Annotated in this window: 8 protein-coding genes and 13 tRNA genes; 3 read left to right on the forward strand and 18 right to left on the reverse strand. The window is 32.6% G+C overall.

The genetic code is table 11. The features are described from left to right. Window positions 1-16: 16 nt before the first annotated feature. Together ATE84_RS16600 and ATE84_RS16605 are read right to left on the reverse strand one after the other, a co-directional pair. On the reverse strand, window positions 17-1,876 hold the full coding sequence (locus ATE84_RS16600; RefSeq protein WP_101449031.1) for a hypothetical protein: 1,860 nt from the start codon (window positions 1,874-1,876) through the stop codon (window positions 17-19). A gap of 263 nt (window positions 1,877-2,139) precedes the next feature. Next, complete coding sequence (locus ATE84_RS16605; RefSeq protein WP_101449032.1) at window positions 2,140-2,655, reverse strand: N-acetyltransferase; 516 nt, start codon at window positions 2,653-2,655, stop codon at window positions 2,140-2,142. A 440-nt stretch (window positions 2,656-3,095) separates the two neighbouring features. On the opposite strand from ATE84_RS16605, the gene ATE84_RS16615 reads away from it, so the two are divergent. Next, complete coding sequence (locus ATE84_RS16615) at window positions 3,096-3,431, forward strand: helix-turn-helix domain-containing protein (RefSeq protein WP_101449034.1); 336 nt, start codon at window positions 3,096-3,098, stop codon at window positions 3,429-3,431. 185 nt (window positions 3,432-3,616) lie between these two features. On the opposite strand, the gene ATE84_RS16620 is transcribed toward ATE84_RS16615, so the two are convergent. After that, a complete protein-coding gene (locus ATE84_RS16620) occupies window positions 3,617-4,615 on the reverse strand; it encodes an IS1595 family transposase (protein ID WP_101444842.1) in 999 nt (332 codons plus the stop codon). 643 nt (window positions 4,616-5,258) lie between these two features. On the opposite strand from ATE84_RS16620, the gene ATE84_RS16625 reads away from it, so the two are divergent. Beyond that, entirely contained in the window at window positions 5,259-5,684 is a 426-nt protein-coding gene (locus tag ATE84_RS16625; protein WP_101449035.1) for a hypothetical protein, read from the forward strand. Between the two features lie 56 nt (window positions 5,685-5,740). On the opposite strand, the gene ATE84_RS16630 is transcribed toward ATE84_RS16625, so the two are convergent. The 10 genes from ATE84_RS16630 to ATE84_RS26250 all read right to left on the reverse strand — a co-directional run bounded on the left by ATE84_RS16630 (window position 5,741) and on the right by ATE84_RS26250 (window position 9,274). Then, window positions 5,741-5,980 carry a hypothetical protein gene (locus ATE84_RS16630; RefSeq protein WP_101449036.1) on the reverse strand — a complete coding sequence of 80 codons (240 nt, stop codon included), beginning with the start codon at window positions 5,978-5,980 and terminating at the stop codon, window positions 5,741-5,743. Window positions 5,981-6,144: 164 nt separating this feature from the next. Beyond that, the gene (locus ATE84_RS16635) at window positions 6,145-7,245 is read right to left on the reverse strand and encodes a slipin family protein (protein WP_101449037.1); all 1,101 of its coding nucleotides are present in this window, start codon (window positions 7,243-7,245) and stop codon (window positions 6,145-6,147) included. 515 nt (window positions 7,246-7,760) lie between these two features. Then, a tRNA-OTHER gene (locus ATE84_RS26240) sits at window positions 7,761-7,819 on the reverse strand. Between the two features lie 605 nt (window positions 7,820-8,424). Then, window positions 8,425-8,548: transfer RNA gene (locus ATE84_RS26245), tRNA-Phe, on the reverse strand. A gap of 4 nt (window positions 8,549-8,552) precedes the next feature. Next, window positions 8,553-8,626 (reverse strand) — tRNA-His (locus ATE84_RS16640). Between the two features lie 129 nt (window positions 8,627-8,755). Continuing rightward, window positions 8,756-8,827 (reverse strand) — tRNA-Arg (locus ATE84_RS16645). 7 nt (window positions 8,828-8,834) lie between these two features. Next, window positions 8,835-8,908, reverse strand: a tRNA-Leu gene (locus ATE84_RS16650). 4 nt (window positions 8,909-8,912) lie between these two features. Then, window positions 8,913-8,986 (reverse strand) — tRNA-Leu (locus tag ATE84_RS16655). Between the two features lie 86 nt (window positions 8,987-9,072). Next, window positions 9,073-9,144, reverse strand: a tRNA-Glu gene (locus ATE84_RS16660). Between the two features lie 6 nt (window positions 9,145-9,150). Next, window positions 9,151-9,274: transfer RNA gene (locus tag ATE84_RS26250), tRNA-Pro, on the reverse strand. Between the two features lie 101 nt (window positions 9,275-9,375). Between ATE84_RS26250 and ATE84_RS16665 the strand changes: the two genes are divergently transcribed. Further along, window positions 9,376-10,557 carry an integrase core domain-containing protein gene (locus tag ATE84_RS16665; RefSeq protein WP_101448206.1) on the forward strand — a complete coding sequence of 394 codons (1,182 nt, stop codon included), beginning with the start codon at window positions 9,376-9,378 and terminating at the stop codon, window positions 10,555-10,557. Between the two features lie 44 nt (window positions 10,558-10,601). Here ATE84_RS16665 and ATE84_RS16670 read toward each other — a convergent pair. From ATE84_RS16670 to ATE84_RS16680, 5 genes are all read right to left on the reverse strand, one after another. After that, window positions 10,602-10,674: transfer RNA gene (locus tag ATE84_RS16670), tRNA-Asp, on the reverse strand. Between the two features lie 5 nt (window positions 10,675-10,679). Continuing rightward, window positions 10,680-10,761: transfer RNA gene (locus ATE84_RS26255), tRNA-Tyr, on the reverse strand. A 5-nt stretch (window positions 10,762-10,766) separates the two neighbouring features. After that, window positions 10,767-10,839, reverse strand: a tRNA-Cys gene (locus ATE84_RS16675). A gap of 245 nt (window positions 10,840-11,084) precedes the next feature. Then, a tRNA-OTHER gene (locus ATE84_RS26260) sits at window positions 11,085-11,221 on the reverse strand. Between the two features lie 6 nt (window positions 11,222-11,227). Continuing rightward, a tRNA-Lys gene (locus ATE84_RS16680) sits at window positions 11,228-11,301 on the reverse strand. Window positions 11,302-12,049: the final 748 nt, after the last annotated feature.

The following is a 12,049-nucleotide window of genomic DNA, read 5'->3' on the forward strand; positions in this document are numbered from 1 at the left end:
GTTTTTATTTCAATGGTCAAAATTCTACAATTTCAAATTCGATTGAAGGCATATTATGGTTAACGCTATAGATATATTTATTAACGCTTGAACTCTTACTCATGAATTTTAAGAATGGAGGATTATCAATATACGCTTTTAGATTCTTAATAAATTCTTTTTCATTATTATAGTACATTATTTCTTCAATTATTTGAGTATTTCCTTTACTTACTGATTTGATTTTCATTCTATCAGTATAGAAATAATTTAAAAGTGTTTCTTCATTAATAATAGGAAAGCCTTTGATTTTTAACCCATCATAAACGGGGAAATTTGTTATTAATACAAAAATCACATTATCTTCGGTTATACCACTTAGTTCTTTAGGCAATATCCTAGAGTTTTCTATAATAAATTTTTTGGTTTCAATTAATTGATTTGCCCCTTTATATAAATCTCCATAATGATAACTACTATAATACTTTCTTGAATTTATAGGATAGACTTCTGCTTTTAATTCTGCAACTATATATAAATTTTCGATCTTAAGAACTAAATCTATCTGTCCGTTAAATTTATCAATTTTTTTTATTGGAAGAACTGATATTTTTGAATTTTTAGAATCAGTTATATGATTGAATTTCTCCTTAACTAGCTTCTCATAATTAATACCTTTTATTGAATTGTTTATATCGCCAACTGATAACCAGTTATCTATCATTAGATGGATAGAACTCCTTTCTAGTTGATTAAAAGTAAAATAGATATTATCATCAACTATGATTAATGGAAATATATGAAGATCGAAAGGTTTAGAGTCAGAATTTAAATAAATGCACTTATTTAGAAAATTACAAATTACCTCTTTTTTATATGGGAGAACTTTAATTAATGATTTCTCAAAACTACTAACACTTATTTTGGGTAAATATTCTTTTAAATTGTTTAGAATCCCTTCTTCTGTAGATAATAATACAGGCTTTTGATACAAATTCACAATATGTTGAATTTCTGAAAATATGATAAAACAGTCTAAAATATTTAAATCATATAATTCAGGTAATTTATCTTGCAAAATGTGTGAATAATATGATTTTGCAAAAACTAAAAAATCACTAACATAATTACAATCACTTATTGCTCTTTTTCTATAAGAAATTTGTTCATCTATTGAAAAATTAATTTCACCAACAATTATTGGATTAGTATTCATTCTATTTAAAGTGAAATTCTTTACCTCACTCTCGATATGATTATCACCTATAGCACCTAATAAAGTGTTTTGTATGTTTTTTATACCGATATCACGTGATTTAAGAAATCTATTGTCTCCAAAATTAAATGAAATATTATCTTTATTTAATATAATTTCTCCTGCTGACCATATAGCCTTTTCATAATGCTTTTTATATTCAAAACAGCAATTGGAGAAATGTAAAATTTGGGATACTATATCTACTTCTTTTTCATCAAAAGAAAGTAAAGAATTCTTATTAGAAAAACTTAAATAAGTAAAGAATTCAAGCTGAAAAGATGTTATATCTAATATATTTTCAAAAACGGTATCGTTTTCAGTAATTAGATTTATTTCTTTAGATTTTTTTAATTTTTGTTTAAAGGAATATTGAGTCAAATGTGTTTCATAATTTGATAAGCATATAGTATATTTAACCAATTGAGAATAGCTTAATGATGATTTTTTTGTAAGTATATTAACATTATTTAATAAGGGATTGAAAATGTTAATGTTCAATATAATTAATGAATTAGCTAGTTTATAATCTTTTTTATTTCTTATAATATTGGCAAATTTATTTTTATTAAAATTCGTAGAGAATGGATCAAATCCTTTCTCATGTCTAATTTTTTCAAGAAATTCCGGAGAATAAACCATATTTAAAATTTAAAACTAACATAAATATAACCCATTCCATACACATTCCCACTCCCCTCCTGCCGTCGGCTCGTATAACAAGTGTTACATTACCTTTTTAAAAAGAACATTTCGTTAGAAAACTTTTAAGAATGTGTAGAACAAGAAAGCCAACGCCATTATGATACAGAAATAGTAATCATAATTCCCAGCCACATCATCTCGCAGATTTAATAAATTGATTTAAACTTTAAAAATTATTGTTTTATTGTATTCAGACATCCTTATAGTTTTTTAGAGAATACGATGTTTTCATAAGAATTTCCATTGACTATAAAATTTAATTCTCCAACGTTTTTAAATTCATTTTTTTCATAGAACCTTATGGCTCTATTATTTTTTATATAAACGGAAAGCCACATGGTATCTAATTTTAATGCTTTGGCTTGCTCTTCAACATAAGTTAGTAACTGTTTTCCAATTTTTAAGGGTATAAAATCATTAAGGATGAAAATTCGTTCTAATCGACAATTGTTTTGTGAAGCAACATTTTCATGTATAACATTTACTATTAATTTCGCATAACCAATAGGTAAATCATCTGCATAAATAATATAGAAGTGTTGCTTGGGGTTTTTTATATTCTGTTTCGTTTTAGAAACTGAAAAATTCTCGTCAAGGTATTTTAATAGATTGTTTTTATCATCTATATAATGACCATGAGATTCAGCCCATGTTAATCTTCCTAAAAGTGCTAAAACTTCTGTGTCTGATTCTTTGGATTTTTTTATTCTAATCATTGCTATTATCTTTTATTCGTAATCTTCTTATGTGAAATCCATGGAGAAACACAGCAATTGTACATCCTATTATTATTGGTGAAGCACTAATTAATGCGCCATAAAAAATGTAACCTATATTCGCAATTAGTGAAATTAATCGCAGCTTATATTCACCTTTGGTGGACATAGAATATAGATTAATCACTAAAGCTGCGTAACCAATACTATCAATTAAAACTGGGCTCATAGCTTATCTTTTATTATTTTTTTAATGTTTGATTTTTTTTACCTAAAGAAATGTTTTTCTAAAAGCATTTGTTAGTTTTATTTTATCTCTTTCAAATTCAAACAAATCATATTATGATTTTATTACTATACTTAATATAGTTACAATATTAAGTATATTATATTATCTTTGCAATAACGGTCAAAAATGATAGTTTAATTAAATTAGAAATATGTATACATTTAACGAAAAAGAATATCCCTGCTGTACAAGTTTAGCGATGGGAATTATTGGTGGGAAATGGAAAACAGTTATCATATATCACCTGAAAAATAATACATTACGATATAATGAACTTAGAAAGAAAATACCTTGGGTAACTGAACGCACCTTGAGTTTGCAGTTAAAAACATTGGAAAAAGATGGAATCATAAAGAGGAAAGTTTATACCTCAAAACCACCTCTAAAAGTAGAATACTTTCTAACTGAGTTTGGCGAAACTTTAATACCTCTGATTCAAGCTATTGTAGATTGGGGAAATTATGTGATTGAGCATAAGTTAAAATAAGATAAAAATTCTATACAAATTTATTAAAGTTTTAATGCGAAACGGATCTTCAAATGCTGATTCTAGAAAGATGTTTTAGAAGTGTAATCCATTACACACACATTCCCCTACTCTCCTACTGTCGTTTCGGGCAATAAGTGTTACATTACCTTTTTTTTAAAGAGGCTTTTCGTTAGAAAACTTGGCTAAGTTCTAAAAAGCATATTATTTACTACTATGTTTTTAAATTCCATCCAGGCAGTATTGGAAGCAAAGGCTATAGCTGCTACGGTTGCCATTTTACTGGTTGAATTTTTTATTTTTTCTAAGACTAAAAACCAATTCAGATAATTCTGAAGGTATTTTGTTGCCACTCCATTGAAGGGCTCCATAAATTTCCTTAGACGCATATCCATATTATTCACATTTTGTACGTGATATATTTTGTCAACAGCTCTTTGACCCTTCGAAGCATTAAATTTTTTGTGTGCTACCTTCTTGTCTTTTGCAAATGCAGTATAGCTTCTGTGACTGTCGCTACAAAGGGTTTCTACTTTAGCCAACTTCCCTTGTAATATAGTCTCCAAGTCACTTTTACTAATGCGACCTCTGGTAGCTACTTTGAAATCTTTGTTCCCTGATCGGTCACAACTGGCTATCACAGCTACTTTTTCATTACTGAGACCAGCTTTACTTGCCTTTGCGCCACGTTTTCTAGCAGGACGATCCAAATTTCGATTCCCTTTTTCAGAGTAAGCAAAGAAAAGATCATCACTCTCTAGGATTCCTTGGAATTCATCCACACTTACGCTCCCAAAGGAGACAAGTAATTTGTGCCTCCAATCAAAAGAAGTCTGAATAGAAATCCCTGTTTCTTTGGCACTCTTGCGAATACTATATCCAGAGAGTAAACAGAATAAATAACGATTAACTTTGTCTTTCTTCTTGAGGTTGTACCAGAACTTACCGGTAGTTTCACTAAAGTTTTTATGACAAGTATTACAAACATAGCGCTGTACTCCTTTGAGCTTACCATTAGCCTTAATTTTATTGCACTTACAATGAGGACAGCTTATGGCTTTACTCTGATTGCTATCAATCAGGGCTGAACCCTCAGTAGAGATCTCCAATAATGTGGAAACAATTTCTGATTGAACCAAAGCCGATGAACTAATGAAAAAATCTCTAAAATCTTCTGGTATCATTTCTCCGTTTTTATAAAGTAAAGATAAAACATATTCTAATTAGAACTTAGCCGAAAACTTTTAAAGAGAATGTAGAACTAGAAAGCCAACTCATCTTCTCGCCCACAATTTCAAAGATTCTTAATCTTCAAAATTATGTCGTACCAAAGCAAAGTGACCCTTCGGCAAACTCAGGGTAATACATAACGCAAGTACATTATAGTACAAATGTATTATGTAAGGTAAAACGGCGGATACCGCGTATTTGATATAATATCAGATATAAGTACGCGTCAGCGTATTATATAGTCCTACGTCGTCGTGTAAAAAGTGTTACATTAACTTTTTAAGGAACTTTTGATAAAGATTTTTTGAAGAAAATTAGTTAGTTAAACTTTGCTTTACCGAACTCCAGAGCCTTCCTAAATACGTTTTAGGATATTTATATTCGAATTCAGTTTCCATCGGTTAATTAGAATTTAAAAAAAAATGAGAGCAATCGTATGTATAATGAACAGCTCCTTTTTAAAAAGGGTTTTCCCCTTTTTTGAAGAGGAAAAACCCTTAAATTTTTCAGGGCATTTCCTATTGCACAAACTATTACTTTATTCTAATTTTATTAAAAACAAAAATCATTCACAATTAATAATTTAAAAAAAATGCTATGAAACTATTTTTAATTGCTTCATTGGCCTTTACGCTTTTAGCAACAAAATGTAATGATGTCAAAATAGAATATAAGAAACAGCGATACCAAATTGAGAATCATCTTGAAATTGATATTTCAAATGCAGTACCGAATCAAGAAATGATAGTAAAAGTATTTAATGTGCCTGAACGCTTAGATCAAAGAAGAAGAATTACAACAGACTCTGAGGGAAAAGCATCTCTCAAATTTATTTATGTTTTTCATGACGAATTCAAATATTGGTGTGATTTAACCACAAAACAAAGAAATCAGAAAGCTTATATTAACGCTTCCTACGTTAATGATTATTTTGCAGAAAATCGTACAAGTAAACCAGTACTTTTTAACGGTGCTATTTTGATTCCAAACATTATTTATGGAGGGACTTGTCCTGAAGATTAAAATAATGGTTTAATCAAACTATTCTTATAAGCTAACTCCTCTACTTAAACATGATTTTAATCTTCTCTATAAAACCCAAAAGTAAACGCTACCGACTCTACATAAACAAAACTTTCCAAATGTATATTATATTCAATTGGAGCATTTAATTTTTTCATTACGCCAATTGTTCTGTATAATTTAGTTTTAGAAATTCCTAAACGAAAGGCAAAGTCTTCTGGTGTACCTGTTGCCTGCAAACGAATTAGTTGATCAATCCGTTCTATGATTTCGATATGTTTGATGATAATATTCATGATGTGTTTTCCCTTTAGAGGATTACTTTCAATCTTCTTTAGTTTGCTTCAAATATTGGAATGGTTTACGTTTATTTTCCTTTAATGAAAGTTTGTTACGTTATATATGATGTTGTAATAAAAATGCACCAGCTGCTATAAAAACCAGTGCATTCTTTTCACACCTACCTATTCACAGAGAATATGTCCTTCAATTGTTTTACCATACCACCGTCTCCAGAGACACTAATCTCACCGATTTTGTCAGCAATTTTCTCTACATACTCCATTTCTTTAAGTTTGTAGAGCATTTCATTATCTTCCATAAGTTTGGCAGTATTTAGCAAACTACGGGTAGAGGCTGTCTCTTCACGACGAGTAATGATATTGGCTTGCGCTCTTTTTTGAGCGATCAATACTTGGTTCATGATATCTTTCATTTCACCGGTCAAGATCACATCACGGATACCACAGTTTAGGATTTTTACACCTAGTTTAGAAGCTTCTGTTTTTGTGTCTTCAAATACTGCTTGTGCAATACTTTCTTTACGTTCTAAAAGCTCATCCAAAGTATAAGTACCTACATAAGTACGTAATACTAATTGCATGGCGATATACAATTGTTTTTCGTAGTCTTTATTATCCAATAAAGCTTTTTCAATATCAGTAACTTTATACTGTGTATAAAAGTTGATACGAACTGCTGCTTTATCTTTAGTCAACAATTCCTGGCCCGAAATTTCTAGTTGCAATTGACGTAAATCTGCTTTAGCAATCTTGATAGAAGTATCATTTCTCCAGAAACGGTATGTACCACTTTCTAAAGTTTTGGTATACACATCATCTACAATCAATACTGCTTTTTCATAAGCAGCTACCTCGAATGCTCTGATGTATTTAGTCAACGCATAATGGCTAAACAATGATTTATCAATCTTTTCGGTGATATAAATCTTACTTAAATCTGCTGATGCAAATTCATAATCAATCAATCCTTTCCAGTAGACATAACGACCGGCGGATAATGTATTTTTGAAATTACCATTCTCGTACATCAGCACGATCTCATTATCTTTTACTTCAATTAGATGTAGCATGGCTTCCAACTCCTTGTCTTGTAGTAAGAGTTCCAGTGCTACTGGTGCTGCAAAAGGTTTTGTAAGATCATATTGTATTACCCTTTCATTAAACCCTAACCAATGGATTCCTTTGGTAATTGCACGATGGTAATCTCCTTTTTTGAAAACTAAACCTACTTTGCCCGCATTAATTCTTACTCGTTTCATTTTTTTACTTTTTAAATTAAACATTCATTAGATGACAATTCCTGTAACAGAGACCTTGTCTACTTTAATCCAGAACCACGGGTATAGTCCTTGCTCAAAGTATATTTTAATTGATTCCCAGAATCAAGTATTTGTTTTATAAAAAAACAATGAAAGCAAATCATCTTTCCTGTGCGGAAATATTAGTTTGATATATCTTCAATAACAGGTTTTAGGTAAAAAAAATAAAAGAGAGTATTACCATATAAAGGATAATAGTATCTAATATCTGAATAAAAAAAAGCAGCTATTTCAAATCATAACGACACCAATATTTCAAAGTACTTTCAAGATTGTTGATATTGTAAGAGTACTATATCAACCGATTTGCAATCACAATTTTTGTCATATTTAACAGCGTGACAGGCTGGCGACCAGTTTTAAAAGATAATCAGCTTTAGAAAATGGAGTATCAGTCCATATCCTACGTTATGAGCGTAGTGCTCTACCAACTGAGCTACGAAGCCTAAAATAGGTGGCCCCGACAGGAATCGAACCTGTGCATCCAAATGTCTGTTGTTCTAACCGCTGAACTATCTCAATTAAGAGAGTGGGAATCGAACCCACGACCTACAGATCCGGTGGCTATTTTTTGGTGAATAGCCAAAACCTTCAAGCCAAGTTGTATATGAAGTGATGATACAAACTTTGCAATACCTCATACAATGGTGCTATACAGAAACACTCAACAAGACTCGCTTGATATTTTAATGAACTTATATTTTGTAGCGCTTCTTCTTTTACCATCAGCGCTGAGTTTTAAGCTAAAGAGGTTCTTTATCATAGCCCTGCTACTTACCCTATATTGTAGCAGGGCACTACTTCAAACCCTTGGATATACCCCATAAACCAGAGGGCCTGTTTTAATTACACAACAAAGATGAAATCATACTACGCAGTATTTTTGCGTAGATAAAAAAATCACTTATGCAAGATGCGATGTCTATCATTTTTGCTGCTTACCTTCTTAGTTTCTGAAGGGTACAAAGCTTTACTCATCGCTTTGACATAATTTGACATCCACTTTGATAACACTCTAGTAATCAAAAGTTTAATAGAATTCATTTTTCCTTTGGTAATAGTAAAGTGAGTTTCCATAATAATTAGATGAATTGGTTAAACATTGTTTTAAAAAATCAGTGGAACAGATAGGATTAGCTCATTGGATTATTATTTTTTAAATAGGTATTCGTGAATGGCTGCATTTCGGACCTATATCTTCGGATCTTCAATCCGACGCATTGACCAACTTTGCTACTGTTCCTTTTGGGTGTACTCCGGGACTCGAACCCTGTTCCTCCCGTTCACAGCGGGGTGCTTTACCAGATAAGCTAGAGACACCATTTTGATGACCTGAAAGGATTGTTCATTGATCTCTATTGTTTTAAGAAATCACGAATGCGGGGCATTTCGAACCTTTACACCAAGAGTCAAAGTCTTGGATGCTGCCGTTACATCACAGGTCAATTTGTAAGCTCAATAGGACTCGAACCTATACTTCAAGGGTCGTAACCTTGGGTGCTTCCGTTTACACCATGAGCCCATACTCGTACTCCACCTTGGATTCGAACCAAGACTGCACGGGGCTTAAACCCGATGCCTCTTCCAGTTGGGCTAGTGGAGCATTGTACAGGGAGAGAGGCTCGAACTCTCAAGATCCTGATTCTAAGTCAGGCGCGTTTGCCAGTTTCGCCATCCCTGCATTTGTTATATTAGAGTGTTCGCCAACACGCCATCTGGCCCGTTCTCTATAAATGTCTACCAGACATTTTTTCACACTCCGTCCTGTACTCCATAAGGGAATCGAACCCTTGTCTTCCGATAGAAAGTCGGATGCACTAACCACTATGCTAATGGAGCAATTTGTCTAGAGAGCAGGATTAGTTCATAAGGTTAATATTTGATAATTAGGAACTCATGAATGCTACGCATTTCGAACCTACAACCTCCCGCGTCCAAGGCGGGTAAACTACCATTGTTATATCTCTAGATTGTTATTGCAGTGGTACGTTAAAGGCACATCGTTTACAAAGTTAAAGGGACATAGTTTACACTTTTTAAGGCATAATTTGAGAGGAAAATCAAATTATCATGCCTTGGAAAACCACAACAACTATGGAACAGAAAATTGAATTTATCTGTGAATGGCGAACAGGAAAATATACCATCACAGAATTATCTAAAAGCTTTGGAATCTCCAGACCAACGGCCTACAAATTGATTCAGCGATTCGAAAATCAAGGCTATGAAGGCTTAAAAGAACAATCCAGAGTACCAGGTAAACATCCTAATGCAACCTCTGAAAATATCGTTAAAAGTATTATCAAATTAAAAGAAAAGCACAAGCTTTGGGGAGCTAAAAAAATCAGAATATTATTGTTTAAAGAGTTTACTGAACAACAAATCCCTTCTGTGGTTACTGTGCATAATATTCTTCGAAAAAATGGTTTGGTATCTCCTCAAAAACGAATGCGAAGAGTAAAACCTGTATTCCCCATTTTTGATCCAAAATCCTGTAATGAAGTATGGAGTGCTGATTATAAAGGAAAGTTTTTAATGGGTAATAAAATCTATTGTCATCCACTAACCATTGCGGACTCTAAAAGTCGATTTCTATTCACTGCTAAAGGTCATTATAAAGAAACGCTAAAAGCAGCCAAAGCTGAGTTTACAAAGGTTTTTAGAACATATGGAATCCCTAAACAAATACACACAGACAATGGAAGCCCTTTTGGATCTGTAAGAGCTATTCAACGCTATACACAATTATCTTATTGGTTTATTGAACTAGGAATCACACCTGTATTTTCTGATCCTGCTCATCCAGAACAAAATGGAAGACATGAACGAATGCATCGTGATTTAAAAGCCGCTTGTGCTAAACCTTCAGCTTACGATTTAAAAGCACAACAACGGCGCTTAAATCACTTCGTAAAAGAGTATAATACTATCAGACCACATGAAGCTTTAGAAATGAAAACACCTGCTGATATACACGACTTTTCCTGTAGACCATTCCCCGAAAAAATATCTAATTTTGATTACGACACCAACCTTAAAGTACTTAAAGTAACCAAGAGTGGAGCTATTAGATGGAAGTCTTATTATTGGGTATATTTAACTGCCGCATTAAAAGGGAAATATGTAGGTATACAAGAGTTAGGCAATGGTATTTGGAAAGTTTATTATAGAAATGTATTTTTAGGTTTCTTTGATCAAAGAAACCTAAGAAAGAAACAACAAGCAACAAGATTAGAAACTAACTTAGTGTAAACACCTAATCTTTAACTTGTGTAAACTATGTATCTTAACGAACACAGTACCGACGGGATTCGAACCCGTGACCTTCCGAGAGACAGTCGGGTGCACTAGCCATTGTGCTACGGTACTAATTGTGGGAGTTATAGGATTCGAACCTATTCAGCTTTCACAACAGATTTACAGTCTGCCCCAACTCTCCAACTCTGGCGAACTCCCATAAGAGACAAGAACAGGATTTGAACCTGCAAAAAACGGTTTTGCAAACCGATGCCTTAACCATTCAGCCACCTTGTCATTGCGATACTACCGGTAGGACTTGAATACCGGAACCGGATCAAGTCCGGCACAGGCTCTACTACAGCTCATCGGCGCTACCATTAAGCTACAGTATCTTTATTGTGGAGTGCAAAGGATTTCATTGTTTGTTATTTTATTAAAAGGAATGAATGCAAAGCATTTCGAACCTTCATCACGTGCTAGACGTGAACTCGCTTAGCAGGCGAGCATAACAAAGTCAGTATTTTCTCTACGCCCCATAGCGGAAGAAGTGGGAATCGAACCCACACGAGTCATTAGCTCCTAACAGTTTTAACTCCTGGCTTCTATTGCCTTTTGGTTTCGTTGAATCGCAAGCTTATTTCAAGACTGCGGCCACCACCTATTGGCTTGTCCTTCCGTAAAGTTGACGTAGTAGGGCTTGAACCTACATAACCTCGGTTAAAAGCCGAGTGCTTTATCCAATTAAGCTACACGTCAATGTGTTTAATTTTTCAATATGTCAATGAACTATGGCAATAAAAAAAGACGCCTTGTCTGGGCGTCTTCTTATATATCTTGATGAATGTTTAAGTTATGTTCTTATCATCATCCTTTCTATAAAATAGACACCTTTCTTTATGTTCTTATCAGAACAATATTCTCTTTGCTCACTAAAGAGGCGATTTAAAATATGTAGTAAATTATTCGGTATCATTTTTATACGTTTTATAATTATTTATAGTAATGCAATCTTCATTATTAGTTTTGTTTTGATTGCGATGCAAAGATTCAACCATTATTTCAAATCGGCAAACTTTTTTTAATATATTTTATTGATAATCAATTAGTTATGATTAAAATTAGATATAGGAATCCCTGTCCGTTTTTCAACGGATTTTGGATAGTTGCAGTAATCGTCTGTCTCCCTGATGCTTACTTTCCAAATACTAATCTTTATGTGCTAATTAACTTTTATTCATTATTCTAAAAAAAAATCATAAAAAAAGCGTCCAATTTCTTGGACGCTTATAGTTATATCTAGTTTTTACTTTAAATCACTTCATAAAAATGCTCAAAAATAGCTACACAACGTCCTGTTTCGAATGGATAATTCATTAATCCATCGATAATCACACTGACAAAACAGCGATTTCGGTTCGGTATGTATTCTATTTTGTGTCATTTTGTTGCACAAATATGCGACAATTTTTTAATCATAAAAATTTCACTTCTACTTTTTCTCAAA

This window comes from Aquimarina sp. MAR_2010_214, assembly GCF_002846555.1.
GTDB lineage: Bacteria > Bacteroidota > Bacteroidia > Flavobacteriales > Flavobacteriaceae > Aquimarina.